This window comes from Macrococcus sp. GL_134, assembly GCF_057834705.1.
Window position 1 is genome coordinate 184,899 of the sequence record NZ_CM174409.1, and the last position, 24,750, is coordinate 209,648.

The window sequence follows — 24,750 nt, forward strand, 5'->3', positions numbered from 1 at the left end:
GTTTGTATGACTATTACTAATCAAAAAAGGACAAGCGCTTAGCACTTGTCCTTTATTTTATTAACCTTTACCACCCATGAATGCTGGATATTTTGTCATACCGCCATCGACATATAATGTTTCACCAGTCACATAGCTGGCATTTTCACTAGCGAGGAAAGTTGCCACTGTTGCGACTTGCTTCGGATCACCGATGATACCCATTGGAATCATTTTTTCAGTTTCAGCACGGGTGTCAGGATCTGTGAATTTATCTTTTGTATGTTCCGTCATAATAGCCCCCGGTGAGATGTTGTTGATGCGGATTCCTTTAGGAGCAAACTCCATACACATGGTTTCCATCATCAGTTTCATGCCGCCTTTACTTGCCGCATAGTTGACATAGTTCGGCCAAGGAATGACATCATGAACACTTGAGATATTGATGATTACACCTTTTTTGCCGGTTTCAACAAAATGTTTACATGCCTCGCGACTGCCGACAAATGCACCGGTTAAGTTAGTCTCCATGACTTTGTTGAATTCTTCAGCTGACATTTCAAGAGACGGCGTCGGATGTTCAATACCCGCATTGTTGATCATGATATCGATACCGCCGAATTCATCGAGCGCTGTCTGGCATATTTTAACCACATCTGCTTCGACAGATACATCACCTTGAACAGTAATTGCTTCTCCGCCATTTTCTTTAACGATGGCGGCAACTTGTTCTGCGCCTTCAGGACTTGAATAATAGTTGATGACAACTTTGCATCCTTCTTTGCCGAATTCTTCAGCCATTGCTTTTCCGATACCATTTGAAGCCCCTGTAATGACAACTACTTTTTCTTTAAGATCTTGATACATTGATACCACTCCTTGTTATTTTTTAGCATAACCTAGTAAAAATGCTGCAGCGATAATGAGTATGATCCCGACAGCAATGCCGATATATTGTTTTTTTGTCTTCTGCTCATGCAGAATGAAGATACCACCTAGAGTTGACACGACCACAAGCATCTGCGAGAACGAGAAGCTTGTTGCAACACCGACTTTTGGCTGAGAATAGAACATGGCCATGTTACCCAGGGCCCATAACACACCTGGAATCAAGTTTTTGAAGACTGCTTTCTTTTTAGGTTTGTGTTTGAAGCTGAGCAGGAATCCGCCGATTACCATTCCAATGGCTTGCGGGAATAATGCATCCCATCCCTCGACACCGAAGAATCTGCCGATGACGACATATGTAATATAGCCGATGGAAGAAATAATCAGTATGTTAAGCGCTGATTTGATACTTCCGTTTTCTTCGTCATCTTTGTCACCTTTCAGCGATGTTAGAACAACACCAGTGACTAACAGCAGTAGTGCAACGATGCCGAGAATCACAGCAGTCGTTGATTTCCATTCATTGAAGAATATCACTGAGATGAGGGTTGTTCCGACAAGCTGCATCCCAGTAGAGATGGGCATTGTTTTAGCAACACCGATTTTTTTGATGCTTTTCAGCTGATTTCCTTGACCGAGCGCCCAGAATGCGCCGGAAATCATGCCGACGATCAGTATTTTAACGCTCAGTTCAGGCTGAACGATGAAGTAAACAGCAGTCCCGACAATGAAAGCACCAAGTACTGTGCCCATAATTTGTTCATAAGACGTTCCGCCTACTTTGACATTGATCAGTACAACGCTGCCCCATAATAGGGCAGGAAGTAATGCGATTAATATATCCATTGCCTCATTCCTTTATCCATTGATACTATCCTATTCCCATCAATAATCTGATAAAACATCATCATGATCATAGTCAGGTCAATAGATAACAAAAACGCCAAAACCTTAACAACGATTTTGGCGTTACTTCTTCGTCAGTCCAACGTAAATTTGTAATGATGCAGTTCATTCACTTTTTTGAATCCTAACTTCTCATAAAATTCAATCGTACGTTTTCTCTTGTCTTCTACGCTCAATTGTATTTCAGTCGCCTGATGTTCATTGAACGCATGACGGGCGGCATAAGCGACAAGACGATGCCCAATTCCTTGCTGACGATAATTTTTATGCGTGACCACATAGTCTACATAACACGTTGCGTGTTCATTAACTGCGAGCACGATATATCCTTTGACGATACCTTCACTCAACAGAATGAAGAGCTCATAGGATCCATCCAGTTGGCTGAGCAGTGCCTTTGTCCGTTCTTTCGGATTGACATATAAGTTCTTCATTAAAGCCATTAATCCTTTCTTGTAGATGGGACTGTACGGCATGACAAGGCGTGTATCGATATCAGAGTCATTAAGACGTGCTGCAGACATGGTATAACGCGTTCCCAAATATTGAGTTTTTAATGATTTCATCACTGCCTGACCGAAGACGTGCTGGGCGCCGATATAGAATTCGTATGTTTTGACGTCGAGATTCTGCTGTATCAGTCGTTGACATACTTCTTTCATTTTCACTTGTGTGGCACTGTCTGTCTGTTTTGTAATCGGTCCGAACACATAAGCAGTATCGTCTTCTTTAGGACTGATGCCGACCACTGCGATAATTTCATCATTTTCTGATAATACAGCGACATTTTCCGGACTTAGTTGTTCCAGTTGTTTTTTGATGCGTTCTTGGTTGTACGCTAAGTAGCCGACATGATGTTCCGGCTGCTGATTCATCTCATAGAGGAATTGACTGACCTTGTCATAATCATCTGTAGCACTGTTCATGTGCTGTTCACTCCTTAAGTTGTTATTGTCTTTAGTGTTGTCAAAATGCCCTTGCTGTATGGATATTCTGCAATCGATGGAAATAATTTTTTTGCTTCGGGCGTAGCATTACTTACTAAATACCCATGTTTCACGCTATTCAGCATGCTGATATCATTCCCGCTGTCACCAAAAGCAGCTGTTTGTTCTTTTGGAAGGTTGAACTTTTTAGTTAAGTAATGGACGATGGCATCTTTGCCCGCACTTGCTGGGAAGAAGTCGACGTCATAATGGTGTTCTGGATCACCGATCAGTGGATTGCATTTACTGATATTGACCACAAGTCGGTGGGCATGAGCCAGCTGACGGATACGCCTGAAATTGGCTTCATCGATGTCAGGCGTCTGCTCATGGTAGTAGTAGTTGCGAGAGAACGGAGCGTCGACGAAAGGTGTCTGCACAATAAGGGAAATGCCTTCGTTAAGCAGCCGGTCTTCAATCTCCAGAATGTTTGATTTGGAGAACCCTTGTGTCAGTAGCTGTTCTTCATACTCTGTATCGTAAATTTCTTCGCCGTCTCTATAATACCAGAGCTCAGTGCCGGAATTAGATGAGATGAAGTGAGGGTAATGGCTGAAATGGCCGATTTCCATGCAGGATTTGATCATATCGATAGTGCTTGCAGATACAATGCCGAACATAATGCCGCTCTCTTGAGCATGGTGTGCAGTATAGTCATCCAGTGCCTTCGCATCTTCCGCGTTGGACAAGTCGTGGGCGAAGAAGGTCTCGTCAAAATCTGAGCACACTAACCAGTGAACACGCTCAGGGAAATACATTGAATTCATCAGTCGTCCTCCTCTGTTTGCCACTAGCATATCGAATTAATAAAAGTAACTCAAATGAAATCTTTATATGGGCATGCTATAATGATGCAATGACCAAAAGAGAATAGGAATGATGATATGAAATCTGTCGTATTAGCAGAAAAACCATCTGTTGCAAGGGATATTGCCCGAGTGCTCGGATGTAGTCAAAATAAAAACGGCTATATGGAAAATAACCGCTATATTGTTACTTGGGCACTGGGTCATCTTGTGACCAATGCTGACCCTGAACAATACGATGTCAAATATAAAACATGGGACTTAAATGTGCTGCCGATATTACCGGACCATATGAAGACAGTAGTCATCGGCAAGACGCGTAAGCAGTTCAATACAGTGAAGGCTCAAATTGAACGAAATGATGTCAATGAAATTATTATTGCAACCGATGCCGGCCGTGAAGGTGAATTAGTCGCGCGCTTAATTATCGAGAAGTGTAAGGGGAATAAGCCGGTCAAACGGTTATGGATCAGCTCAGTCACTGATAGAGCTATTAAAGATGGGTTCCAGCGACTGAAAGATGGTAAGGCGTATCAAGGGTTGTATGATGCGGCAATGGCAAGAAGTGAAGCGGACTGGATTGTCGGTATCAATGCAACGCGTGCATTGACGACTAAATACGATGCACAGTTATCGACTGGACGTGTTCAGACACCGACGCTGCAAATGCTAAAATTGCGTCAAGACGAAATCAATGCGTTCAAGCCGCGTAACTATTATGGCATTACTACCACTGTTAAAGGTACAAAGTTCACATGGCAGTCAGGTGGACAGGTGTTTGATGAAGCTAAAGTCGATCAGCTGTTGAATGAGTTGAATTCAGAGCAGGGGCACGTAGTGTCTGTCGAAACAGTGGAGAAGAAGAAGTATCCAGAACTGCTCTATGATTTAACATCATTACAGCAGGATGCTTATAAGCGTTATCAATATTCTGCCAAGGAAACATTGAGTACAATGCAGAACTTATATGAGAGTCATAAGCTCGTGACTTATCCAAGAACTGATGCGAACTATTTGTCAGAAGACATGGTACCTACATTGAAAGACCGTGTAGCAGCATTAGGCGGGACTGCTTACCGTCAGACAGTGGTCCAGCTGCTGAAGTCACCGGTCAAAGGAAGCAGACATTTCATCAATGACGCTAAAGTTTCTGATCATCATGCGATTGTCCCTACAGAAGTGAGAGCGAATGCTGCTGAATTATCACTGCGAGAGCGCCATATTTATGAATTGATTGCTGAACGGTTCTTAAGCGTACTGATGAAACCGTACCGCTATACTGTTCAGACAGTGACGATACAAGTCGGCAAGACACAGTTCACAGCTAAGCACGAACAGGCTGTTGATCTCGGTTTTAAGGCGCTGTATGAACCATTGACAGAAACAGCGGCATTATCATTCATGCAGGGTGAAGTGATCGACCAGCTGAAATTCACTAAAACAACAGGGGAAACAACGCCGCCGCCTTATTTCAATGAAGGAACGCTGCTTAAAGCAATGGAGAATCCATCTGCTATTTTCAAGTTGGATAAAGCACAGAAAGCCACATTGAAAGAAACAGGTGGCATCGGGACAGTGGCAACGCGGGCAGATATCATTGAAAAACTCTATCATCTAAATGCCATTGAAAATCGGGATGGCAGGCTGCGAGTGACGAATAAAGGGAAGCAGCTGCTCGAACTCGCCCCCGATGCATTGAAATCACCGGATTTAACAGCAGACTGGGAATATAAATTAACACAGATTGAAAAAGGAAAGTACAACAAACGACAATTCATCGAGGAAATGCGTACCTTCACTAAAACATTGATTGCAGACATTAAAGCAAGCGAAGATAAATTCAAACATGATAATTTAACATCAACAGAATGTCCGACATGCGGCAAGTTCATGCTGGAAGTTAAGACGCGTAACGGTAAGATGCTGGTCTGTCAGGATCCGACCTGCAAGACGAAGAAGAACGTTCAGCGTCAAACCAATGCCCGCTGTCCAAACTGTAAGAAGAAACTGACACTTCACGGGACAGGTAAGAAAGCTATGTACAGCTGCAGCTGCGGGTTCAGAGAAACGCAGGAAGCAATGGATAAACGCTTCAAGTCAAATAAAACTGGCAAAGTATCGAAAGGTGAAATGAAGAAATATATGAAGCAGGATGAACCTGTGAATAATCCGTTCGCTGATGCGTTAAAAGGATTGAAATTATAACTTGAACTTCCCACTAAGCCATTATACGAACAAAAAGTTATTAATATTTAAAAATGTTCGATTTTTACATTGATTTTTACGATTCAAAGTAATAAGATAGACAAGTGCTTATTAAATGAACGTAAAAAGGAGAACATATGAAGAACTATTTTAAGTTTGATGAATTAGGTACAAACTATAGACGTGAGATATTAGGTGGACTGACAACATTTCTATCAATGGCTTATATTCTAGCTGTCAATCCAGCGACTTTATCGTTATCAGCAGTAAAAGATCTTCCTGATTCCATGCGTATGGATACAGGCGCTGTATTTGTAGCAACAGCTCTTGCCGCTATCGTCGGCTGTCTGTTCATGGGGCTGATTGCCAACTATCCTATCGCTTTGGCACCTGGTATGGGATTGAACGCATTTTTCGCCTTCACTGTCGTACTGACGCTCGGTATTCCGTGGCAGATCGGTTTGACAGGTGTCCTGTTCTCGGGCGTCATCTTTGCAATACTGACGATGACAGGGCTCAGGGAGACCATTATCAATGCTATCCCGTTTGAGCTGAAGATGGCGGTGTCGTCAGGTATAGGGCTGTTCATTACTTTCGTCGGGCTGCAAGGTTCAGGTATTATTCAGAACCATGATGCGACACTTGTGACGTTAGGGAACTTCCATGACCCGAAAGTGATTCTTGCCATAGCAGGTATTGTATTGACTGTCATTCTAATGGCCAAAAAAGTACCGGGAAGTATCTTTATCGGCATGATCATGACTGCAGTCATCGGAATTTTGACAGGATTGATTGCCCAGCCGCAAGCAATCGTCAGCAGCGTACCAAGCGTAGCACCAACATTTGGTGCAGCATTTGAAGGATTAATGGACCCGTCAAAAATATTGAATATCAAGTTTCTGATAGTGGTCTTGACTTTCTTGTTCATCGATTTCTTCGATACAGCAGGAACGTTAGTCGCAGTAGCCACACAGGCGAATTTAGTAAAAGACAACAAGCTTCCAAGAGCAGGACGTGCCTTGTTCGCTGACTCTCTAGCAACGATTACAGGAGCGATTTTTGGTACTTCAACGACAACATCTTATATTGAATCTTCTGCCGGTGTAGCAGTAGGGGCGAGAACAGGATTTGCCAGTGTCATTACAGCACTATGCTTCTTCCTGGCATTGTTCTTCTCACCGTTGATGAGTGTCGTTACATCAGCAGTCACGGCTCCTGCATTAGTCATCGTTGGTGTACTGATGGTCTCTAATCTAGGCAAAATTGACTGGACGCGTTTTGAAATCGCAGTGCCTGCATTCTTGACGATGATTATGATGCCGTTATCATATTCCATCGCAACAGGGATTGCCTGTGGATTTATCTTCTATCCAATCACGATGATCATGGCGAAACGTCACAAAGAAATACATCCAATCATGTACTTCATGTTCGTCGTGTTTGTTATGTACTTTATCTTCGTCAAACATTAAAAAAAGTTCCATCACTCCGACTGAGTGATGGAACTTTTTGTAGTTCGAAACTTGATTTAATATCTTCTGTAGGTGTCTTGCGGATCTCTTGAATATTCCGGGTAGTTCAGTAGACGAACAACGAAATAAATCATGAATAATGTCATAATCCAGTGTGCGACCATACCGACAAACGGAATGAATGCGATGATATTCAATATCGCCCCGAGAATAGGAATATACATTAATTCTTTGGCCTGGTTGTAACGATCAGCGCCTAAAATCACAGCTATGATGATGTACAACAAGATGTTCGTGCCAAGAGGTGTCCAGCCAAGAGAAACAATATAAGTACCACCAAGTATAGGAATTCCCAAAAATGCTTCATTTAATAGCGTAATGACTCCTAACACTAGCAGTATAATACGGATTGAACCTTTCATTCATGTACCTCCTCAATTAACTTTCTTCTATTATATATAGACTAATAGGCAAAATTTTATTGCTACCCCTATATTATACCATTTTAATTTTATATTTCTAAATGGTAAGACTTGCAACGTAGCCGATAACCCTTTAGAATAAAGAAATGTGATTATGAAGAAAAAAGTATAAATTGCTGCGATAAGTATTGATTTATTATTAAAACTCATGTATCATATCTAATGTTGGACTTTTAAAAGCGATGAAGCGGAAGGTTACTGACACACCCGGCCGCTTTGCCATGGCGATGTGTGAGACAATTTTCGTGGAGAAGTCTATCAAACCAAAATAGACGTTATTAGAGGAGGTAAAATAATGGCAAAACAAAAAATTCGTATTCGTTTGAAAGCTTATGATCACCGTGTGATCGATCAATCAGCTGAGAAGATTGTAGAAACGGCTAAACGTTCAGGTGCTGAAGTATCTGGTCCGATTCCGTTACCAACTGAAAGAACAGTTTATACAATCATCCGTGCCGTGCACAAATACAAAGACTCTCGTGAGCAATTTGAGCAGCGCACACACAAACGTTTAATCGACATTGTTAACCCTACACCGAAAACAGTTGATGCTCTTATGGGCTTAAACTTACCATCAGGCGTAGACATCGAAATCAAATTATAAATTAAAGTAGGAGGTGCGACTTTCGATGACCAAAGGAATCTTAGGAAGAAAAGTGGGAATGACTCAAGTATTCGCTGAAAACGGTGAGTTAATTCCAGTAACTGTAGTAGAAGCAGCACAAAACGTTGTATTACAAAAGAAAACTGAAGAAGTTGATGGTTACTCATCAGTTCAAATCGGTTTTGAAGACAAACAAGCATATAAAAAAGACCGTAAGTCTAACAAATATGCAACTAAGCCAGCTGAAGGCCATGCTAAAAAAGCAGGCACAGCGCCTAAGCGCTTCATTCGTGAATTCAGAAACGTAGATGCTTCTGGATACGAAGTAGGTCAAGAAGTCACTGTGGATACATTCCAAGCTGGTGACATCGTTGACGTGACAGGAACTTCAAAAGGTAAAGGGTTCCAAGGGGCAATCAAACGCCACGGACAGTCACGTGGACCAATGAGTCACGGTTCTCGTTACCACAGACGCCCAGGTTCAATGGGTATGGCATCTGACGCTTCTAAAGTATTTAAAGGTAAAGCATTACCAGGCCGTATGGGCGGTAATACTGTTACAATGCAAAACTTAGAAATCGTTAAAGTTGATGCAGAAAACAACGTCATCCTTGTTAAAGGTAACGTTCCTGGACCTAAAAAAGGTTTAGTAAAAATTCAAACTTCAATTAAAAAAGGCAATAAATAATTCAGTAATTGCGAAAGGAGGAAACAAACATAATGGCTAATTATGATGTATTAAAAGTAGATGGATCTAAAGCGGGTTCAATCGAATTGAACGACAACGTATTCGGTATCGAACCTAATCAACATGTATTATTCGAAGCAATCAATCTTCAACGTGCTTCATTACGTCAAGGAACTCACGCAGTTAAAAACCGTTCTGCTGTACGCGGCGGTGGACGTAAACCTTGGAAACAAAAAGGAACAGGCCGTGCGCGTCAAGGTACAATCCGTGCGCCACAATGGCGTGGTGGTGGTATCGTATTCGGACCGACACCAAGAAGCTACTCTTACAAAATGCCTAAGAAGATGCGTCGTTTAGCTCTTCGTTCAGCATTATCAGCTAAAGTAAGAGACAATGAATTCACAGTACTTGATGCATTAACATTCAATGCACCAAAAACAAAAGAATTCAAATCAATGACAACAACACTTGAATTACCTAAAAAAGTACTTTTCGTTATTGATGCTGAAGACATTAACGTGTTCTTATCAGCTCGTAACATCCCTGGTGTAACAGTTGTAACAGCTACTGGTTTAAACGTTCTAGATATCGTTCATGCTAACCAAGTTGTGATGACTCAAGCAGCAGTTCAAAAAGTAGAGGAGGTGCTTGGTTAATGGAAGCTCGTGACGTCATTAAGCGCCCCGTAATCACTGAACGTTCATCTGAGGCTATGGCAGAGGATAAATACACATTTGATGTAGATACTCGTGCTAACAAAACTCAAGTTAAAATCGCGGTTGAAGAAATCTTCGACGTGAAAGTAGACAAAGTGAACATCATGAACTACAAAGCGAAAAAGAAACGTGTCGGCCGTCATAACGGTTACACAAACAAAAGAAGAAAAGCAATCGTAACATTAAAAGAAGGATCATCAATCGATTTCTTCAACTAAAATACATTTTCCATTAAGGAGGAAAAACGACAATGGCAATTAAACATTATAAGCCAATTACAAACGGTCGTCGTAATATGACAAGTTCAGATTTCGCTGAAATTACGTCAACGTCACCTGAAAAGTCATTACTTGAGCCCCTTCCGAGAAAAGCGGGTCGTAACAACCAAGGTAAACTGACAGTTCGTCACAGAGGTGGCGGTCACAAACGTCAATACCGTGTAATTGATTTCAAACGTAACAAAGACGGTGTTCCAGGTAAAGTCGCTACTGTAGAATACGATCCAAACCGTTCAGCAAACATCGCATTGATCCACTACTTAGATGGTGAGAAGCGCTACATCATTGCTCCTAAAGGATTAGTAGTAGGACAAGAAATCAACAACGGACCAGAAGCAGATATTAAAGTAGGTAACGCATTACCACTTCAAAATATCCCAGTTGGTACAGTAATCCACAACATCGAATTAAAACCAGGTAAAGGTGGTCAGCTAGTACGTTCAGCTGGTACATCTGCTCAAGTACTTGGTAAAGAAGGTAAATACGTATTAGTTCGTTTGAAATCAGGCGAAGTTCGTATGATCCTTGCTACTTGCCGTGCAACTATCGGTCAAGTAGGTAATGAACAACACGAATTAATCAACATCGGTAAAGCCGGTCGTTCAAGATGGTTAGGCAAACGCCCAACTGTTCGTGGTTCTGTAATGAACCCTAACGATCACCCACACGGTGGTGGTGAAGGACGTACTTCAATCGGTCGTAAATCACCAATGTCTCCATGGGGTAAACCAACGCTTGGTAAGAAAACTCGTAAAAAGAAAAACCGTTCTAACAAACTTATCGTTCGTGGACGTAAGAAATAATTATACTAACGTGCAGACTGCGGCATAAGCCGCAGCAACCTGCATGAAAGAGGGAGGCGCCATAATGGCTCGTAGTCTTAAAAAAGGACCTTTCGTTGATGATCACTTAATGAAAAAAGTTGAGGCAATGGAAGAAAGTGGTAAAAAATCAGTAATTAAAACTTGGTCACGTCGCTCTACAGTATTCCCTAACTTTATCGGACACACTATCGCAGTATATGATGGACGTAAACACGTACCTGTATACGTAACAGAAGATATGGTCGGCCACAAATTAGGCGAATTCGCACCTACACGTACTTACAAAGGTCACGGTGCAGACGACAAGAAAACAAGACGCTAATTTCATATTTAAGGAGGAGAAACAATGGAAGCAAAAGCGGTTGCAAGAACAATCCGTATCGCACCTCGTAAAGTGAGATTAGTACTTGATCTTATCCGAGGTAAAGAAGTTGGCGAAGCAATTGCCATCTTAAAATTAACGAACAAAGCATCTTCACCTGTAGTAGAAAAATTATTAATGTCAGCTTTAGCTAACGCTGAGCATAACTATGACATGAACGTTGACACTTTAGTTGTTAAAGAAGCTTATGCTAACGAAGGTCCGACATTAAAACGTTTCCGTCCACGCGCACAAGGCCGTGCGAGCGCGATCAACAAACGTACAAGTCACATCACTATCGTAGTAGCTGACAAAGAAGCTCAAACAACTCAAGCAGTCCAAACTGAAGAAGCAACTAACTAACATTTCATTAAGGAGGGAATACAGTGGGTCAAAAAATTAATCCTATCGGTCTTCGTGTCGGTATCATCCGTGACTGGGATGCGAAATGGTATGCAGAAAAAGATTTCGCTACTTTATTACATGAAGATTTAAAAATCCGTAAATATATCGCAGAAAACTTAAAAGACGCTTCTGTTTCTCGTGTAGAAATCGAACGTGCAGCTAACCGTGTTAATATCGCTGTCCACACAGGTAAACCTGGTATGGTAATCGGTAAAGGCGGTTCTGAAATCGAAAAATTACGTAACAACTTAAACGCATTAACTGGTAAACGTGTACACATCAACGTTATTGAAATCAAAAAAGTAGATATGGACGCAACACTAGTAGCGGAAAACATCGCACGTCAATTAGAAAACCGTGCTTCATTCCGTCGTGCACAAAAACAAGCGATTCAACGTGCTATGAAATTGGGTGCGAAAGGTATCAAAACTCAAGTTTCAGGTCGTTTAGGCGGTGCGGATATCGCGCGTGCTGAGCAATATTCAGAAGGAACTGTTCCACTTCATACATTACGTGCTGACATCGACTATGCACATGCTGAAGCAGACACAACTTATGGTAAATTAGGTGTGAAAGTATGGATCTATCGTGGAGAAGTTCTTCCTACTAAGAAGTCTAGTGAAGGAGGAAAATAATAATGTTATTACCTAAACGTGTAAAATACCGTCGTCAACACAGACCTAAAACAACTGGTCGTTCAAAAGGCGGAAACGAAGTAACATTTGGTGAATATGGTTTACAAGCAACAACTACAGCTTGGATTACTTCTCGTCAAATCGAGTCAGCTCGTATTGCGATGACACGTTACATGAAACGTGGCGGGAAAGTATGGATCAAAATCTTCCCACATACGCCATACACTAAAAAACCTTTAGAAGTACGTATGGGTTCTGGTAAAGGTGCAGTAGAAGGCTGGGTAGCAGTAGTAAAACCTGGACGTATTATGTTTGAAATTGCGGGAGTTCCTGAAGAAACAGCTCGTGAAGCATTACGTTTAGCATCTCATAAACTTCCAGTGAAAACGAAGTTTGTAAAACGTGAAGAATTGGGTGGTGACACAAATGAAAGCTAAGGAAATTAGAGATTTAACCACTTCTGAAATTGAATCAAAAGTAACAGCGCTTAAAGAGGAACTTTTCAACCTACGCTTTCAGTTAGCTACAGGTCAACTTGAAAATACAGCACGTATTCGTGAAGTTAAGAAGTCTATCGCACGAATGAAAACTGTTGTACGTGCAAGAGAAATTGAGCAACAAAAAACTGAACAAAAATAATTGAAAAGAGGAGGACACTCTAGTGAGCGAAAGAAACGACCGTAAAGTTTACACTGGTAAAGTTGTATCTGACAAAATGGATAAAACAATTACAGTTTTAGTTGAAACTTACAAAACACATTCATTATACGGCAAACGTGTAAAGTATTCTAAAAAGTACAAAGCACATGACGAAAACAACACAGCTAAATTGGGCGATATCGTAAGAATTATGGAAACACGTCCTTTATCAGCTACAAAACGCTTCCGTTTAGTTGAAGTAGTAGAAGAATCAGTAATCATTTAATTATCAAGATAAAGGAGGTAACTCAGTATGATCCAACAGGAATCACGCTTAAAAGTAGCAGATAACTCTGGTGCTCGTGAAGTATTAACTATTAAAGTATTAGGCGGATCTGGCCGTAAAACAGCTAACATTGGTGACGTTATTGTATGTACAGTTAAAAATGCTACACCAGGTGGCGTTGTTAAAAAAGGTGACGTTGTAAAAGCTGTCATCGTTCGTACGAAATCAGGTGTTCGCCGTAACGACGGTTCTTACATCAAATTCGATGAAAACGCATGTGTTATCATCCGTGACGATAAAGGTCCTCGTGGAACTCGTATCTTCGGACCAGTTGCTCGTGAACTTCGCGATGGCAACTTCATGAAAATCGTTTCATTAGCACCTGAAGTATTATAATAATCATAAAAATTGAGGAGGTGTCTACGACATGCATGTAAAAAAAGGCGACAAAGTTATCGTTATCACAGGTAAAGATAAAGGTAAAACAGGAACTGTAATTGAAGCACTTCCTAAAAAAGATCGCGTGGTTGTTGAAGGTGTCAATATCATCAAAAAACACCAAAAACCATCACAAATGAATCCTGAAGGCGGCATCCTTGAAAGAGAAGCTGCGATTCACGTATCAAATGTTATGTTACTAGATCCTAAAACAAACAAACCAACACGCGTCGGCTACAAAGTAGAAGACGGTAAAAAAGTACGTGTGGCTAAAAAGTCTGGAGAAATCATTTAATAATTATTTGGAAGGAGGTTCTCACTTTGACTCGTTTGAAAGAAAAATATAATACAGAAATTACTCCTGCGTTGATGACTAAGTTCAACTACTCATCAGTGATGGAAGTACCAAGAATCGAAAAAATCGTTGTAAACATGGGTATCGGTGATGCAGTTCAGAACTCTAAAGTTCTTGATGCAGCTGTTGAAGAACTTCAAGCAATCACTGGTCAAAAACCAATTGTTACTAAAGCTAAAAAATCAATCGCGACATTCCGTCTACGTGAAGGTATGCCAATTGGTGCAAAAGTTACTTTACGCGGCGAAAGAATGTATGAATTCTTTGATAAATTAGTAAATGTTTCATTACCTCGTGTACGTGACTTCCGTGGTATTTCAAACAAAGCATTTGACGGTCGTGGTAACTACACATTAGGTGTTAAAGAACAATTGATTTTCCCTGAAATCGATTATGATAAAGTAAGTAAAGTACGAGGAATGGATATCGTTATCGTTACAACTGCTAACACTGACGAGGAAGCTCGTGAATTGTTAACACAATTCGGTATGCCATTTCAAAAGTAATCTCTAAAAAAGAGGAGGACAATGTTAAATGGCTAAAAAATCAATGATCGTTAAACAACAACGTGATCCAAAGTTCAAAGTTCAAGGTTATACTCGTTGTGAACGTTGCGGACGTCCACACTCAGTCATCCGTAAATTTAAACTTTGCCGTATTTGTTTCCGTGAATTAGCTTATAAAGGTCAGATTCCTGGCGTTAAAAAAGCAAGCTGGTAAAATCAAAGAGTTGAAAGGAGGATATTTAAATGACAATGTCAGATCCAATCGCAGATATGCTTACTCGCGTGCGTAACGCAAACATGGTTCGCCACGAGAAATTAGAAGTACCTGCATCAAACATCAAAAAAGAAATCGCTGAAATCCTTAAACGTGAAGGATTCGTTAAAAGCGTAGAATATATCGAAGACGATAAGCAAGGTGTTATCCGTATGTTCTTGAAATACGGTGCGAACAACGAACGTGTTATCACTGGTTTAAAACGTATCTCTAAACCTGGTTTACGTGTTTACGCAAAAGCTGATGAACTTCCAAGAGTCTTAAATGGTCTTGGTATCGCATTAGTTTCTACTTCTGAAGGTGTATTAACTGATAAAGAAGCGCGTCAACGTAACATCGGTGGAGAAGTATTAGCTTACATCTGGTAAGAATTAATAAAGAAGGAGGTGCCGACTCATGAGTCGTGTTGGTAAGAAATTGATTGACATCCCAGCTGGTGTTGAAGTTAAGATCGACGGCAGCACTGTTACAGTTAAGGGTCCTAAAGGTGAATTAACAAACACATTTAACGAAGAATTATCATACAAATTAGAAGACAACACTTTAGAAGTGGTTCGTCCATCTGATTCTAAAGCACACAAAACAATCCATGGTACAACTCGTGCATTAATTGCAAACATGGTTGAAGGTGTTTCTAAAGGTTTCGAAAAGAAACTTGAACTGATCGGTGTAGGTTACCGTGCGCAAATGCAAGGTAAAAACTTAATCCTTAACGTAGGTTACTCTCATCCAGTTGAAATCGTTGCTGAAGACGGTATTACATTGTCTGTTGAGAAAAACACAAGCGTTAAAGTTGAAGGTATTTCAAAAGAGCGCGTTGGTGCGGTTGCATCAAACATCCGTGCTACTCGTCCGCCAGAACCTTACAAAGGTAAAGGTGTTCGTTACGAAGGCGAATACGTTCGTCGTAAAGAAGGTAAAACAGGTAAGTAATTAACTTGAGAAAGGAGTATTTACATGATCGCTAAAATCGATAAGAACAAAGTCCGTTTAAAAAGACATGCCCGTGTACGCAGCAAATTAGCTGGTACTACTGAGCGTCCACGTTTAAACGTTTATCGTTCTAACAAACATATTTATGCACAAGTAATTGACGATGCACAAGGCGTGACAATTGCCCAAGCATCTACACAAACTTTAGGTCTTGAAACTGGTTCAAATGTAGAAGCAGCAGCACAAGTTGGCGCAGCAGTAGCAAAAGCAGCAGTAGACAAAGGTGTTACTGCAGTTGTCTTTGACCGCGGAGGATACTTATTCCATGGTCGTGTTAAAGCTCTAGCTGAAGCAGCTCGTGAAAATGGACTTCAATTTTAATAAAAGGAGGGACTCTTAATGCGTCGTGAAAGAGAAGTAAAAGAATTTGAAGAACGCGTTGTTACAATCAACCGTGTCTCTAAAGTAGTTAAGGGTGGACGTCGTATGCGTTTCACTGCACTCGTTGTTGTAGGAGATAAAAACGGTCGCGTAGGTTTCGGTACTGGTAAAGCTCAAGAAGTACCAGAAGCAATCAAAAAAGCAATCGAAGATGCGAAGAAAAACTTGATCACTGTTCCTCGTGTGAATGGTACTACACCTCACCTTGTAACTGGTCGTTTCGGAGCTGGTAGTGTGTTAATCAAACCAGCTGCACCTGGTACTGGGGTTATCGCTGGTGGTCCAGTGCGTGCCGTACTAGAATTAGCAGGTATCACTGATATCTTATCTAAATCATTAGGCTCAAACACACCAATCAACATGGTTCGTGCAACAGTTGAAGGTCTTAAAGAACTTAAAGTCGCAGAAGACGTTGCTAAATTACGTGGCAAAACAGTCGAAGAACTATTAAATTAAGGAGGGCATACAAATGGCTAAATTACAAATCACCCTCACTCGTAGTATCATCGGTCGTCCTGAAACACAACGTAAAACTGTTGCTGCTTTAGGTCTTAAAAAAATGCATCAAACAGTTGAAGTTAACGACAACCCTGCGATTCGTGGGCAAATCAATAAAGTAAGTCACTTAGTGACAGTTAAAGAAGTATAAATCAATAAGGAGGTGCCGTAATGAAATTACATGAGATGAAACCTGTAGAAGGTGCTCGTAAAGAACGTAACCGTGTAGGCCGTGGTATGGCTTCAGGTAACGGTAAAACAAGTGGCCGTGGACACAAAGGTCAAAAAGCTCGTTCAGGTGGTGGCGTACGTTTAGGCTTCGAAGGTGGTCAATTACCATTATTCCGTCGTCTGCCAAAACGTGGATTCACTAACATCAACCGCAAAGAATATGCTATCGTTAACTTAAGCCAATTAGAGCGTTTCGAAGAAGGTACTGAAGTAACACCTGCTTTATTATTAGAAACTGGTGTTGTCAGTAACGAAAAATCAGGAATCAAAATTCTTGGTAACGGAGAACTATCTAAAAAGCTTACAGTAAAAGCTCATAAATTCTCAGCTTCAGCGATTGAAGCAATCGAAGGTAAGGGCGGAACTCACGAGGTGATCTAATGTTTGATACACTGATCAGTTTCTTGAAAGTTAAAGAAATTCGTAGCAAAATATTGTTTACACTCGCAATGCTGCTAATTTTCAAAATCGGAACTTACATTCCAGTACCCGGGGTCAACCCGGAGGCGTTTGAATCGCAAGGTCAAACGGGCGTGGCTGATTTATTCAACACGTTTGGCGGTGGGGCGCTGCAAAACTTCTCCATCCTTGCGATGGGGATTATGCCTTACATCACCGCGTCTATCGTCGTACAGCTACTCCAGATGGATGTAGTCCCAAAATTCACCGAGTGGTCAAAACAAGGTGAAGTTGGACGTAAGAAATTAAATCAGTTCACACGTTATTTCACAATTATCCTGGCCTTCATTCAAGGGCTTGGTATGAGTTACAGCTTTAACAATATGCTGGGTGGTCAGTTGATATCCAATACATCTATTTGGAACTTCCTGTTGATTTCATTAGTTCTGACAGCTGGTACTGCATTCTTAATGTGGTTAGGCGAGCAGATTACGCAGTTTGGTGTCGGTAATGGTATTTCTATCATTATCTTCGCGGGGATTCTATCTTCTATTCCAAATGCGCTGCAGCAGTTCTATCAGCAGAGTTTCGTAGGTTCAGACGATACGACAATGGCTGTCCTTAAAGCATTAGGTCTATTAATCGGTATGGTATTGATTACTGCCGGTGCAGTATTCGTGCTGCAGGCAGTTCGTAAAATACCTATTCAATATGCAAAACGTCAAACGGGTAACCGTCTGGCACCTCAAGCAACATTCCTTCCATTGAAAGTGAATGCTGCCGGAGTTATTCCAGTAATCTTCGCCATGGCATTCTTCATGCTGCCAAGAACATTTACATTGTTCTTTCCAGATGCTGAATGGGCACAGAGCTTCGCAAATTATGCGGATCCAACACATCCGGTCGGCATGATTTTCTATGTTGCTCTGATTATTGCCTTTGCTTATTTCTATGCATTTGTGCAGGTCAATCCTGAACAGATGGCTGAGAATTTAAGAAAACAAGGAAGTTACGTACCAGGTATTCGTCCTGGTAAGCAAACACAGAACTATATCACAAAAGTCTTATACCGTCTGACATTTGTCGGTTCATTGTTTCTTGCAGGAATTTCGATTCTGCCGATTATCGCAACAAGCTTGATGAACTTACCTCAATCATTACAAATTGGTGGTACAAGTTTACTGATTGTGATCGGGGTCGCACTGGAAACAATCTCCGCATTGAAAGCACAGCTTGGACAACGTGAATATAGAGGATTCAGAAGACGCTAGGAGGAGGGCATTGATGAATATCATTTTAATGGGTTTACCTGGAGCAGGTAAAGGAACTCAAGCGAGTGAAATTATTAAGAAATACCCTATCCCGCACATCTCAACGGGGGACATGTTCCGCGCTGCTATCAAAAATGACACTGCACTCGGTCGAGAAGCAAAGTCATTTATGGATAAAGGCGAACTCGTTCCAGATGAAGTGACCATAGGTATTGTTAAAGAGAGATTAGCAGAAGAAGACGCAAAAAAAGGATTCTTACTGGATGGTTTCCCGCGTACTGTCGAACAGGCTGAGGCGTTGAACGGTATTATGGCAGACTCAGGTCGCAAGATCGAAGCTGTTGTGAACATTGAAGTTCAAGAAGAAGAACTGATGAACCGTCTGACTGGTCGACGTGTCTGTGAAGTATGCGGTACAGCGTATCATTTAGTATTCAATCCACCTAAAGTTGAAGGTATTTGTGACCTTGATGGTGGGAAATTATATCAACGTGAGGATGACAATCCTGAAACTGTTGCTAACCGTCTAAGCGTCAACATTAAGCAGACGCAGCCATTACTGGATTTCTACCGTAATGAAGGTGTGCTTAAAAATATTGATGGCTCTAGAGACATCAAGGACGTAACAGCAGACGTTGAAAGTATATTGACTAACCTATAATTCATGTACCTCTCATTCGCCTCCGGGTGAATCACTTAGGTGGTAAGCATCACGGAGTATCCTATTATTATAATGATATGTAAGGTGATTCAGCACTAAGTGACGTTATCTCACCTGAAGTTAGAACGAGTCTTTAGGAAAATCATCTAAATTCAGGTATAATTATCTGGTTAAGGATGAAAGCAATCAACTTTTCTTAAATACTATCATAAGGGGGCAATTGATAATGGCTAAACAAGACGTTATTGAATTAGAAGGTACAGTACTCGATACTTTACCAAACGCAATGTTTAAAGTAGAATTAGAAAATGGTCATGAGATCTTAGCGCATGTTAGCGGTAAAATCCGCATGAATTATATTCGTATTCTGCCTGGCGACAAAGTAACAGTTGAAATGAGTCCATATGACTTAACGCGTGGACGCATCACGTATCGTTATAAATAAGAAGAACTCCATCATAAATAGGAGGTAATAAACATGAAAGTAAGACCATCAGTTAAACCGATCTGTGAAAAATGTAAAGTTATCCGCAGAAACGGTAAAGTAATGGTAATTTGTGAGAACCCAAAACACAAACAAAAACAAGGATAAAAATGGAGGTGCACTATAAATGGCACGTATCGCAGGTGTAGATATCCCTCGTGAGAAACGCGTTGTAATTGCGTTGACTTACATTTATGGTATCGGTAAAACTTCCGCACAAAAAGTTCTTGCAGAAGCAGGCGTTTCTGAAGACACTCGTGTGCGCGATTTAACAGAAGATGAATTAAACAAAATTCGTGAAACGGTTGACGGTTACAAAGTAGAAGGTGACCTTCGTCGTGAAACAAACTTAAACATCAAACGTTTGATGGAGATCGCTTCTTACAGAGGTATTCGTCATCGTCGTGGGTTACCCGTTCGCGGTCAAAACACAAAGAACAATGCTCGTACACGTAAAGGCCCAGTTAAGACTGTAGCTAACAAGAAGAAATAATAAGTAAAGGAGTGAAAATTTCATGGCACGTAAACAAGTATCACGTAAACGTAGAGTCAAAAAGAATATTGAAAATGGTGTAGCTCACATCCGTTCAACATTCAACAACACAATCGTCACTATTACTGATGAATTTGGTAATGCATTATCATGGTCATCTGCTGGTGCATTAGGTTTCAGAGGTTCACGTAAATCAACTCCATTCGCAGCTCAAATGGCATCAGAAACAGCTTCTAAAGCAGCTATGGAACATGGTTTAAAATCAGTTGAAGTTACTGTAAAAGGACCTGGTGCAGGTCGTGAAGCAGCTATCCGTGCATTACAATCAGCTGGTCTTGAAATCACTGCAATTAAAGACGTTACACCAGTACCACACAACGGTTGTCGTCCACCAAAACGTCGTCGCGTATAATTTCTTTTAGTACTCGGAGACAGTTACAATAGTAGACGAACTAAAAAATTATTCGACGTTGTTGAAGGAGGATATATTAATGATCGAAATCGAAAAGCCTAGAATTGAGACAGTTGAAGTTAGTGAAGATTCTAAATTCGGTAAATTCGTAGTTGAACCGCTGGAACGTGGTTATGGAACAACTTTAGGTAACTCCTTACGTCGTATCCTACTATCTTCTTTACCAGGTGCGGCTGTCAAAAACATTGAAATCGAAGGTGTGCTTCACGAATTCTCAACAGTTGAGAATGTCGTTGAAGATGTAACAACAATCATCATGAACATCAAAAAACTGGCGCTTAAAATCTACTCTGATGAAGATAAAACGCTTGAAATTGATGTCAAAGATGAAGGTGTCGTTACAGCAAAAGATATCACGCATGACAGTGATGTTGAAATCTTGAACTCTGATTTGAAGATTGCAACAGTATCTAAAGGCGGACATCTTAAAATGCGTTTGATTGCCAATGCAGGACGCGGCTACACTCTAGCAGAAGATAATAACACAAGTGATTTACCAATTGGTGTGATTCCAGTGGATTCGATTTATACACCGGTTGAGCGTGTGAACTACACTGTTGAAAATACACGTGTAGGACAAAGTACAAACTTTGATAAATTGACAATGGATGTCTGGACAGACGGTTCATTAACACCGCAGGAAGCTGTATCGCTTGGTGCGAAAATTATGACTGAACACTTGAATATCTTTGTTGATTTAACAGACGAAGCACAGAACGCTGAAATCATGATTGAAAAAGAAGAAGATCATAAAGAAAAAGTACTTGAAATGTCGATTGAAGAATTAGATCTTTCAGTACGTTCTTATAACTGCTTGAAACGTGCAGGCATTAACTCTGTACAGGAGCTCGCAGACAAATCTGAGGCGGACATGATGAAAGTTCGTAACTTAGGTCGCAAGTCTTTAGAAGAAGTTAAATTTAAATTAGAAGATTTAGGTCTTGGATTAAGAAAAGAAGACTGATAAAAGGAGGTACGATTCATGGGCTACAGAAAATTAGGCCGTACTTCAGATCAACGTAAAGCAATGTTACGCGATTTAGCGACATCATTAATCGTTAACGAGCGTATTGAAACGACTGAAGCACGCGCAAAAGAATTACGTAAAATCGTTGAAAAATTAATCACTTTAGGTAAACGCGGTGACTTGCATGCACGTCGTCAGGCGGCAACAGTATTACGTCGTGTTGAAATTACTAACGAAGATGACACAACTCAATTTGCAGTACAAAAATTATTCAATGAGGTGGCACCACGCTATAACGAGCGTCAAGGTGGTTACACTCGTATCATGAAAGTTGGACCACGTCGCGGAGACGGTTCAGAAATGGTCATCATTGAATTAGTATAATTCCGGTTATGGGGATCGCTTATCTTACTTACACACATTTATAAGCAAATGAGTGCAACGATAATGTTTGCCACACACAGATATTGTCTAGCTCAGAGTATTCTGCCACAATTGAACACAGAAATGCGTGAACTCGTGGCAGAGTGCGCGCTTTTTTCATTAAATCCGGATGTCCGGGTTTTTTGTTTATATACGGCTTTTTTTATTGTAGTAATCATTCAGGCAGATAGTTGAGCGAATGTTTACTAGAATGAAATAATCGGTTAGCAATGAAGTGGATTTTGTTATACTATAACTATTGAATGAACAGTAATGATAAAGGATTAGCTGGTGAGGGGTTGAGTGTATGGCGTTGATTGAAGTGACGGAATTGTCACATCGGTATGAGGAACGGGAAGCGAATGCGCTGACAGATGTATCGTTTACTGTCGAACGTGGTGAATGGGTGTCGATTGTCGGTCATAATGGTTCTGGTAAGTCGACGCTGGTGAAGTTGTTAGGGGCAATTATTCCTGTTCAGACGGGTAGCATCCACATTGATGATGTCGATGTTGTTGAGAACAATTGGTATGAAGTTCATGAACGCGTCGGAATGGTGTTCCAGAATCCTGATAATCAGTTTGTCGGAGCCACGGTCGAAGATGATGTCGCATTCGGTCTGGAGAATCACGGTGTTGATTACGACGAGATGCACCGCCGAGTTGATGATGTACTGAGTGCAGTATCAATCGCTCATATGAAATCACACGAACCTCATCATTTATCAGGTGGACAGAAGCAGCGTGTGGCTATTGCAGGAGTGATTGCACTGAGACCAGATGTTATTATTCTCGACGAAGCGACAGCAATGCTTGATCCAGAAGGCCGCCGTGATATATTGCAGGTCATCCGTGAACTGCAGCAGCGGCTTCACTTGACGGTCATTGCCATCACTCATGATCTTGAAGAGACTGTTCATGCAGATCGTATCTTTGTGCTGGAGCAGGGCAGACTGATCATGGAGGGAACACCTGAGGCTATCTTTGAACAAGGGGACCGGTTGATGGCTGTCGGTCTTGATCTGCCGTTCTCGATGAAGGTGTATCATGCACTGACCGGAACTACTGAATTTGTACTGGATGAGGAGCTGCTGGCACGCTTATGATTACATTTGAACAGACTGGCTACGCTTACTCAAAAGGGACACCCTTTGAAATGCGCGCGCTCCATCAGATCAATACATCCTTTGAAGAAGGAAAGTACTATGCCATTATCGGTCATACCGGTTCCGGCAAGTCGACATTAATCCAGCACTTGAACGGCCTGTTGAAGCCGACTGAAGGGCATGTCCGATTCGACGGGCTGACAGTGAACAGTCAGACGAAGAACAAGCATCTCGCACCGCTCAGACGTAAAATCGGTGTGGTCTTTCAATTTGCTGAGCAGCAGCTGTTTGAAGAGACAGTGCTGAAAGATATTATATTCGGTCCGAAGAACTTCGGCATGGCTGAAGCAGCAGCAACTAAGAGAGCGTATGAACTGATTGAACTGCTGAAACTGGATCCCAGCTTGATGGACGAATCCCCTTTTGAACTGTCAGGAGGGCAGATGCGCCGTGTTGCTATTGCGGGAGTGCTCGCTATGGATCCCGATATCCTTGTATTGGACGAACCGACAGCAGGACTTGATTCAGCAGGGCAGAGAGATATCATGCAGTTATTTGATGACATCCAGCAGCAGACGGGTATCACCATCATACTCGTCACCCATCAGATGGATCAGGCGGCGCGTGCGGACGAAATCAAAGTACTGCACCGTGGTACGATCGTCATGGAAGGGACGCCGGCAGAAGTATTCAGTAGTGACTTGTCACCTTATGACTTGATGCCGCCGAAAATCGTCCAGCTGCAGCGCGCTGTCGAACGGAAGCATGACATTCAGTTCCCGCATCTGGCATTGACCATTGATGATTTCACCCGCATGTACCGGGACTGGAGGGGCTCACATGCTTGATCAGATGATACTCGGACGTTATGTACCGATGGATTCTTATGTCCACCGACTTGATCCGCGGATGAAGATCATCTTTGTCTTCATTATGATGATCACGATATTCGCGGCGAACAATATAGTGACATACGGCATACTGTTAGTCATGACACTGGTGATACTCTACTTGTCGAAGTTGAAGCTGTCGTTTCTGATCAACGGACTGAAGCCGATTCTGCTGCTGCTGATTTTTACATTTGTAATGCATGTCTTCCTGACGAAAGGCGGCAGCAACCTCTTCAGCTACGGCATCATTGATATTGACAGTAACGGCATCATCCAGGGATTGTTCATCACCATGCGTTTTATCCTCATTATATTTCTGACGACTATCATGACATTAACGACAAGTCCTATCTCATTGACGGATGCGCTGGAAACATTGCTTAACCCGCTTAAGAGGATTAAAGTGCCTGTCCATGAGTTTGCACTGATGATGTCTATCGCGCTTCGGTTCATACCGACATTGATGGATGAACTGACAAAAGTCATGCGGGCTCAGATGTCCCGCGGCTCTGATATGACATCAGGCCCATTCATCAGCCGCTTGAAAGCCATCGTACCTCTGTTAATCCCGCTCTTCGTCTCAGCCTTCAAGCGGGCAGAAGACCTCGCTGTCGCGATGGAAGTGCGCGGCTATAGAGGAGACATCGGCCGGACGAAATATCGGAAGCTCGACTGGCAGCAGCGTGATACATGGTCGCTTGTGACAGTGATTCCGATGATATTAGCAATACTGTATTTTAGAACATAGA

39 protein-coding genes are annotated in these 24,750 nt (G+C 41.6%); 34 read left to right on the plus strand and 5 right to left on the minus strand.

The genetic code is table 11. The annotated features are described in order from the left end of the window. Nucleotides 1-60 precede the first annotated feature (60 nt). From AC3IPL_RS00985 to AC3IPL_RS01000, 4 genes are all read right to left on the minus strand, one after another. Nucleotides 61-846: a glucose 1-dehydrogenase gene (locus tag AC3IPL_RS00985; protein WP_489241219.1), complete on the minus strand. Its 786-nt coding sequence runs from the start codon at nt 844-846 to the stop codon at nt 61-63. A 15-nt stretch (nt 847-861) separates the two neighbouring features. Beyond that, nucleotides 862-1,713, minus strand: coding sequence for a GRP family sugar transporter (locus AC3IPL_RS00990; RefSeq protein ID WP_489241220.1), 852 nt, complete (start codon nt 1,711-1,713; stop codon nt 862-864). 134 nt (nt 1,714-1,847) lie between these two features. Further along, a complete protein-coding gene (locus AC3IPL_RS00995) occupies nt 1,848-2,699 on the minus strand; it encodes a GNAT family N-acetyltransferase (RefSeq protein ID WP_489241221.1) in 852 nt (283 codons plus the stop codon). A 14-nt stretch (nt 2,700-2,713) separates the two neighbouring features. Further along, nucleotides 2,714-3,526 carry an HAD-IIB family hydrolase gene (locus AC3IPL_RS01000; RefSeq protein ID WP_489241222.1) on the minus strand — a complete coding sequence of 271 codons (813 nt, stop codon included), beginning with the start codon at nt 3,524-3,526 and terminating at the stop codon, nt 2,714-2,716. 117 nt (nt 3,527-3,643) lie between these two features. On the opposite strand from AC3IPL_RS01000, the gene AC3IPL_RS01005 reads away from it, so the two are divergent. Together AC3IPL_RS01005 and AC3IPL_RS01010 are read left to right on the plus strand one after the other, a co-directional pair. After that, on the plus strand, nt 3,644-5,770 hold the full coding sequence (locus AC3IPL_RS01005) for a DNA topoisomerase III (RefSeq protein WP_489241223.1): 2,127 nt from the start codon (nt 3,644-3,646) through the stop codon (nt 5,768-5,770). Nucleotides 5,771-5,907: 137 nt separating this feature from the next. Beyond that, complete coding sequence (locus tag AC3IPL_RS01010; RefSeq protein WP_489241224.1) at nt 5,908-7,242, plus strand: NCS2 family permease; 1,335 nt, start codon at nt 5,908-5,910, stop codon at nt 7,240-7,242. A 56-nt stretch (nt 7,243-7,298) separates the two neighbouring features. On the opposite strand, the gene AC3IPL_RS01015 is transcribed toward AC3IPL_RS01010, so the two are convergent. Next, entirely contained in the window at nt 7,299-7,664 is a 366-nt protein-coding gene (locus AC3IPL_RS01015; protein ID WP_489241225.1) for a hypothetical protein, read from the minus strand. A gap of 355 nt (nt 7,665-8,019) precedes the next feature. Here AC3IPL_RS01015 and rpsJ point away from each other — a divergent pair, with 355 nt between their 5' ends. The 32 genes from rpsJ (at nt 8,020) to AC3IPL_RS01175 (ending at nt 24,749) form a co-directional block, all read left to right on the plus strand. After that, nucleotides 8,020-8,328: a 30S ribosomal protein S10 gene (gene rpsJ / locus AC3IPL_RS01020; protein ID WP_133443057.1), complete on the plus strand. Its 309-nt coding sequence runs from the start codon at nt 8,020-8,022 to the stop codon at nt 8,326-8,328. A gap of 25 nt (nt 8,329-8,353) precedes the next feature. Beyond that, on the plus strand, nt 8,354-9,016 hold the full coding sequence (rplC, locus tag AC3IPL_RS01025; protein WP_489241226.1) for a 50S ribosomal protein L3: 663 nt from the start codon (nt 8,354-8,356) through the stop codon (nt 9,014-9,016). Between the two features lie 32 nt (nt 9,017-9,048). After that, nucleotides 9,049-9,672, plus strand: a complete 624-nt coding sequence (gene rplD, locus AC3IPL_RS01030; RefSeq protein WP_489241227.1) for a 50S ribosomal protein L4 — start codon at nt 9,049-9,051, stop codon at nt 9,670-9,672. Continuing rightward, nucleotides 9,672-9,950, plus strand: a complete 279-nt coding sequence (rplW, locus tag AC3IPL_RS01035) for a 50S ribosomal protein L23 (protein WP_133443060.1) — start codon at nt 9,672-9,674, stop codon at nt 9,948-9,950. Before rplD ends, rplW begins: the two co-directional genes overlap by 1 nt. A 32-nt stretch (nt 9,951-9,982) precedes the next feature. Beyond that, the gene (gene rplB, locus AC3IPL_RS01040; RefSeq protein ID WP_489241228.1) at nt 9,983-10,813 is read left to right on the plus strand and encodes a 50S ribosomal protein L2; all 831 of its coding nucleotides are present in this window, start codon (nt 9,983-9,985) and stop codon (nt 10,811-10,813) included. Between the two features lie 64 nt (nt 10,814-10,877). After that, on the plus strand, nt 10,878-11,156 hold the full coding sequence (gene rpsS / locus AC3IPL_RS01045; protein WP_133443062.1) for a 30S ribosomal protein S19: 279 nt from the start codon (nt 10,878-10,880) through the stop codon (nt 11,154-11,156). Nucleotides 11,157-11,180: 24 nt separating this feature from the next. After that, complete coding sequence (rplV, locus tag AC3IPL_RS01050; RefSeq protein WP_489241229.1) at nt 11,181-11,558, plus strand: 50S ribosomal protein L22; 378 nt, start codon at nt 11,181-11,183, stop codon at nt 11,556-11,558. A gap of 23 nt (nt 11,559-11,581) precedes the next feature. Continuing rightward, nucleotides 11,582-12,235 (plus strand): 30S ribosomal protein S3, encoded by a 654-nt coding sequence (gene rpsC / locus AC3IPL_RS01055; protein ID WP_489241230.1) that lies wholly within the window; start codon nt 11,582-11,584, stop codon nt 12,233-12,235. 2 nt (nt 12,236-12,237) lie between these two features. Then, nucleotides 12,238-12,672, plus strand: coding sequence for a 50S ribosomal protein L16 (rplP, locus tag AC3IPL_RS01060; RefSeq protein WP_133431430.1), 435 nt, complete (start codon nt 12,238-12,240; stop codon nt 12,670-12,672). Then, nucleotides 12,662-12,874, plus strand: coding sequence for a 50S ribosomal protein L29 (gene rpmC, locus AC3IPL_RS01065; RefSeq protein ID WP_133443065.1), 213 nt, complete (start codon nt 12,662-12,664; stop codon nt 12,872-12,874). The genes rplP and rpmC overlap by 11 nt, the downstream gene beginning before the upstream one ends. A 22-nt stretch (nt 12,875-12,896) precedes the next feature. Then, nucleotides 12,897-13,160, plus strand: coding sequence for a 30S ribosomal protein S17 (gene rpsQ, locus AC3IPL_RS01070; RefSeq protein WP_489241231.1), 264 nt, complete (start codon nt 12,897-12,899; stop codon nt 13,158-13,160). A gap of 27 nt (nt 13,161-13,187) precedes the next feature. After that, nucleotides 13,188-13,556, plus strand: coding sequence for a 50S ribosomal protein L14 (gene rplN / locus AC3IPL_RS01075; RefSeq protein WP_133429850.1), 369 nt, complete (start codon nt 13,188-13,190; stop codon nt 13,554-13,556). Nucleotides 13,557-13,587: 31 nt separating this feature from the next. Further along, a complete protein-coding gene (rplX, locus tag AC3IPL_RS01080) occupies nt 13,588-13,893 on the plus strand; it encodes a 50S ribosomal protein L24 (RefSeq protein ID WP_489241232.1) in 306 nt (101 codons plus the stop codon). Between the two features lie 26 nt (nt 13,894-13,919). Beyond that, complete coding sequence (gene rplE, locus AC3IPL_RS01085) at nt 13,920-14,459, plus strand: 50S ribosomal protein L5 (protein WP_489241233.1); 540 nt, start codon at nt 13,920-13,922, stop codon at nt 14,457-14,459. Nucleotides 14,460-14,487: 28 nt separating this feature from the next. Next, nucleotides 14,488-14,673, plus strand: a complete 186-nt coding sequence (gene rpsN / locus AC3IPL_RS01090) for a 30S ribosomal protein S14 (RefSeq protein ID WP_133443069.1) — start codon at nt 14,488-14,490, stop codon at nt 14,671-14,673. A 29-nt stretch (nt 14,674-14,702) separates the two neighbouring features. Continuing rightward, complete coding sequence (gene rpsH, locus AC3IPL_RS01095) at nt 14,703-15,101, plus strand: 30S ribosomal protein S8 (protein ID WP_489241234.1); 399 nt, start codon at nt 14,703-14,705, stop codon at nt 15,099-15,101. Nucleotides 15,102-15,129: 28 nt separating this feature from the next. After that, entirely contained in the window at nt 15,130-15,666 is a 537-nt protein-coding gene (rplF, locus tag AC3IPL_RS01100) for a 50S ribosomal protein L6 (RefSeq protein ID WP_489241235.1), read from the plus strand. Between the two features lie 24 nt (nt 15,667-15,690). Further along, entirely contained in the window at nt 15,691-16,047 is a 357-nt protein-coding gene (gene rplR / locus AC3IPL_RS01105) for a 50S ribosomal protein L18 (protein ID WP_489241236.1), read from the plus strand. 18 nt (nt 16,048-16,065) lie between these two features. Further along, nucleotides 16,066-16,563 carry a 30S ribosomal protein S5 gene (rpsE, locus tag AC3IPL_RS01110; RefSeq protein WP_149459086.1) on the plus strand — a complete coding sequence of 166 codons (498 nt, stop codon included), beginning with the start codon at nt 16,066-16,068 and terminating at the stop codon, nt 16,561-16,563. 13 nt (nt 16,564-16,576) lie between these two features. Next, the gene (rpmD, locus tag AC3IPL_RS01115) at nt 16,577-16,756 is read left to right on the plus strand and encodes a 50S ribosomal protein L30 (RefSeq protein ID WP_489241237.1); all 180 of its coding nucleotides are present in this window, start codon (nt 16,577-16,579) and stop codon (nt 16,754-16,756) included. 20 nt (nt 16,757-16,776) lie between these two features. After that, nucleotides 16,777-17,217 (plus strand): 50S ribosomal protein L15, encoded by a 441-nt coding sequence (rplO, locus tag AC3IPL_RS01120; protein ID WP_489241238.1) that lies wholly within the window; start codon nt 16,777-16,779, stop codon nt 17,215-17,217. Further along, complete coding sequence (gene secY, locus AC3IPL_RS01125; protein ID WP_489241239.1) at nt 17,217-18,506, plus strand: preprotein translocase subunit SecY; 1,290 nt, start codon at nt 17,217-17,219, stop codon at nt 18,504-18,506. The genes rplO and secY overlap by 1 nt, the downstream gene beginning before the upstream one ends. A 13-nt stretch (nt 18,507-18,519) precedes the next feature. Next, complete coding sequence (locus tag AC3IPL_RS01130; RefSeq protein ID WP_489241240.1) at nt 18,520-19,167, plus strand: adenylate kinase; 648 nt, start codon at nt 18,520-18,522, stop codon at nt 19,165-19,167. A gap of 226 nt (nt 19,168-19,393) precedes the next feature. Next, complete coding sequence (infA, locus tag AC3IPL_RS01135) at nt 19,394-19,612, plus strand: translation initiation factor IF-1 (protein WP_001118443.1); 219 nt, start codon at nt 19,394-19,396, stop codon at nt 19,610-19,612. A gap of 33 nt (nt 19,613-19,645) precedes the next feature. Then, nucleotides 19,646-19,759, plus strand: a complete 114-nt coding sequence (rpmJ, locus tag AC3IPL_RS01140) for a 50S ribosomal protein L36 (RefSeq protein ID WP_017473641.1) — start codon at nt 19,646-19,648, stop codon at nt 19,757-19,759. 19 nt (nt 19,760-19,778) lie between these two features. Next, entirely contained in the window at nt 19,779-20,144 is a 366-nt protein-coding gene (gene rpsM / locus AC3IPL_RS01145; RefSeq protein WP_489241241.1) for a 30S ribosomal protein S13, read from the plus strand. A gap of 22 nt (nt 20,145-20,166) precedes the next feature. Continuing rightward, the gene (gene rpsK / locus AC3IPL_RS01150) at nt 20,167-20,556 is read left to right on the plus strand and encodes a 30S ribosomal protein S11 (protein ID WP_133443079.1); all 390 of its coding nucleotides are present in this window, start codon (nt 20,167-20,169) and stop codon (nt 20,554-20,556) included. A 79-nt stretch (nt 20,557-20,635) separates the two neighbouring features. Next, nucleotides 20,636-21,580, plus strand: a complete 945-nt coding sequence (locus AC3IPL_RS01155; RefSeq protein ID WP_489241242.1) for a DNA-directed RNA polymerase subunit alpha — start codon at nt 20,636-20,638, stop codon at nt 21,578-21,580. An 18-nt stretch (nt 21,581-21,598) separates the two neighbouring features. Beyond that, nucleotides 21,599-21,967 (plus strand): 50S ribosomal protein L17, encoded by a 369-nt coding sequence (rplQ, locus tag AC3IPL_RS01160; protein ID WP_489241243.1) that lies wholly within the window; start codon nt 21,599-21,601, stop codon nt 21,965-21,967. A 346-nt stretch (nt 21,968-22,313) separates the two neighbouring features. Beyond that, nucleotides 22,314-23,111 (plus strand): energy-coupling factor transporter ATPase, encoded by a 798-nt coding sequence (locus AC3IPL_RS01165; RefSeq protein WP_489241244.1) that lies wholly within the window; start codon nt 22,314-22,316, stop codon nt 23,109-23,111. Then, a complete protein-coding gene (locus tag AC3IPL_RS01170) occupies nt 23,108-23,959 on the plus strand; it encodes an energy-coupling factor transporter ATPase (protein ID WP_489241245.1) in 852 nt (283 codons plus the stop codon). Before AC3IPL_RS01165 ends, AC3IPL_RS01170 begins: the two co-directional genes overlap by 4 nt. After that, nucleotides 23,952-24,749, plus strand: coding sequence for an energy-coupling factor transporter transmembrane component T family protein (locus AC3IPL_RS01175; protein WP_489241246.1), 798 nt, complete (start codon nt 23,952-23,954; stop codon nt 24,747-24,749). The genes AC3IPL_RS01170 and AC3IPL_RS01175 overlap by 8 nt, the downstream gene beginning before the upstream one ends. Nucleotide 24,750 lies beyond the last annotated feature (1 nt).

What these genes read in the sequence shown, in the direction of transcription:
- rpsS (WP_133443062.1), top strand. Translation starts at nt 10,878, where the DNA reads ATGGCTCGTAGTCTTAAAAAAGGACCTTTCGTTGATGATCACTTAATG.
- AC3IPL_RS01010 (WP_489241224.1), top strand. Translation starts at nt 5,908, where the DNA reads ATGAAGAACTATTTTAAGTTTGATGAATTAGGTACAAACTATAGACGT.
- rplX (WP_489241232.1), top strand. Translation starts at nt 13,588, where the DNA reads ATGCATGTAAAAAAAGGCGACAAAGTTATCGTTATCACAGGTAAAGAT.
- rplN (WP_133429850.1), top strand. Translation starts at nt 13,188, where the DNA reads ATGATCCAACAGGAATCACGCTTAAAAGTAGCAGATAACTCTGGTGCT.
- rplP (WP_133431430.1), top strand. Translation starts at nt 12,238, where the DNA reads ATGTTATTACCTAAACGTGTAAAATACCGTCGTCAACACAGACCTAAA.
- rplW (WP_133443060.1), top strand. Translation starts at nt 9,672, where the DNA reads ATGGAAGCTCGTGACGTCATTAAGCGCCCCGTAATCACTGAACGTTCA.
- AC3IPL_RS00990 (WP_489241220.1), bottom strand. Translation starts at nt 1,713, where the DNA reads ATGGATATATTAATCGCATTACTTCCTGCCCTATTATGGGGCAGCGTT.
- infA (WP_001118443.1), top strand. Translation starts at nt 19,394, where the DNA reads ATGGCTAAACAAGACGTTATTGAATTAGAAGGTACAGTACTCGATACT.
- AC3IPL_RS00985 (WP_489241219.1), bottom strand. Translation starts at nt 846, where the DNA reads ATGTATCAAGATCTTAAAGAAAAAGTAGTTGTCATTACAGGGGCTTCA.
- rpmC (WP_133443065.1), top strand. Translation starts at nt 12,662, where the DNA reads ATGAAAGCTAAGGAAATTAGAGATTTAACCACTTCTGAAATTGAATCA.
- rpsK (WP_133443079.1), top strand. Translation starts at nt 20,167, where the DNA reads ATGGCACGTAAACAAGTATCACGTAAACGTAGAGTCAAAAAGAATATT.
- AC3IPL_RS01165 (WP_489241244.1), top strand. Translation starts at nt 22,314, where the DNA reads ATGGCGTTGATTGAAGTGACGGAATTGTCACATCGGTATGAGGAACGG.
- AC3IPL_RS01015 (WP_489241225.1), bottom strand. Translation starts at nt 7,664, where the DNA reads ATGAAAGGTTCAATCCGTATTATACTGCTAGTGTTAGGAGTCATTACG.
- AC3IPL_RS01005 (WP_489241223.1), top strand. Translation starts at nt 3,644, where the DNA reads ATGAAATCTGTCGTATTAGCAGAAAAACCATCTGTTGCAAGGGATATT.
- rpmD (WP_489241237.1), top strand. Translation starts at nt 16,577, where the DNA reads ATGGCTAAATTACAAATCACCCTCACTCGTAGTATCATCGGTCGTCCT.
- AC3IPL_RS01170 (WP_489241245.1), top strand. Translation starts at nt 23,108, where the DNA reads ATGATTACATTTGAACAGACTGGCTACGCTTACTCAAAAGGGACACCC.
- AC3IPL_RS01175 (WP_489241246.1), top strand. Translation starts at nt 23,952, where the DNA reads ATGCTTGATCAGATGATACTCGGACGTTATGTACCGATGGATTCTTAT.
- rplV (WP_489241229.1), top strand. Translation starts at nt 11,181, where the DNA reads ATGGAAGCAAAAGCGGTTGCAAGAACAATCCGTATCGCACCTCGTAAA.
- rplQ (WP_489241243.1), top strand. Translation starts at nt 21,599, where the DNA reads ATGGGCTACAGAAAATTAGGCCGTACTTCAGATCAACGTAAAGCAATG.
- rplC (WP_489241226.1), top strand. Translation starts at nt 8,354, where the DNA reads ATGACCAAAGGAATCTTAGGAAGAAAAGTGGGAATGACTCAAGTATTC.
- rplD (WP_489241227.1), top strand. Translation starts at nt 9,049, where the DNA reads ATGGCTAATTATGATGTATTAAAAGTAGATGGATCTAAAGCGGGTTCA.
- rpsE (WP_149459086.1), top strand. Translation starts at nt 16,066, where the DNA reads ATGCGTCGTGAAAGAGAAGTAAAAGAATTTGAAGAACGCGTTGTTACA.
- rplO (WP_489241238.1), top strand. Translation starts at nt 16,777, where the DNA reads ATGAAATTACATGAGATGAAACCTGTAGAAGGTGCTCGTAAAGAACGT.
- rpmJ (WP_017473641.1), top strand. Translation starts at nt 19,646, where the DNA reads ATGAAAGTAAGACCATCAGTTAAACCGATCTGTGAAAAATGTAAAGTT.
- AC3IPL_RS01130 (WP_489241240.1), top strand. Translation starts at nt 18,520, where the DNA reads ATGAATATCATTTTAATGGGTTTACCTGGAGCAGGTAAAGGAACTCAA.
- rplR (WP_489241236.1), top strand. Translation starts at nt 15,691, where the DNA reads ATGATCGCTAAAATCGATAAGAACAAAGTCCGTTTAAAAAGACATGCC.
- rpsJ (WP_133443057.1), top strand. Translation starts at nt 8,020, where the DNA reads ATGGCAAAACAAAAAATTCGTATTCGTTTGAAAGCTTATGATCACCGT.
- rplB (WP_489241228.1), top strand. Translation starts at nt 9,983, where the DNA reads ATGGCAATTAAACATTATAAGCCAATTACAAACGGTCGTCGTAATATG.
- rpsM (WP_489241241.1), top strand. Translation starts at nt 19,779, where the DNA reads ATGGCACGTATCGCAGGTGTAGATATCCCTCGTGAGAAACGCGTTGTA.
- AC3IPL_RS00995 (WP_489241221.1), bottom strand. Translation starts at nt 2,699, where the DNA reads ATGAACAGTGCTACAGATGATTATGACAAGGTCAGTCAATTCCTCTAT.
- AC3IPL_RS01000 (WP_489241222.1), bottom strand. Translation starts at nt 3,526, where the DNA reads ATGAATTCAATGTATTTCCCTGAGCGTGTTCACTGGTTAGTGTGCTCA.
- rpsH (WP_489241234.1), top strand. Translation starts at nt 14,703, where the DNA reads ATGACAATGTCAGATCCAATCGCAGATATGCTTACTCGCGTGCGTAAC.
- rpsN (WP_133443069.1), top strand. Translation starts at nt 14,488, where the DNA reads ATGGCTAAAAAATCAATGATCGTTAAACAACAACGTGATCCAAAGTTC.
- rplF (WP_489241235.1), top strand. Translation starts at nt 15,130, where the DNA reads ATGAGTCGTGTTGGTAAGAAATTGATTGACATCCCAGCTGGTGTTGAA.
- secY (WP_489241239.1), top strand. Translation starts at nt 17,217, where the DNA reads ATGTTTGATACACTGATCAGTTTCTTGAAAGTTAAAGAAATTCGTAGC.
- AC3IPL_RS01155 (WP_489241242.1), top strand. Translation starts at nt 20,636, where the DNA reads ATGATCGAAATCGAAAAGCCTAGAATTGAGACAGTTGAAGTTAGTGAA.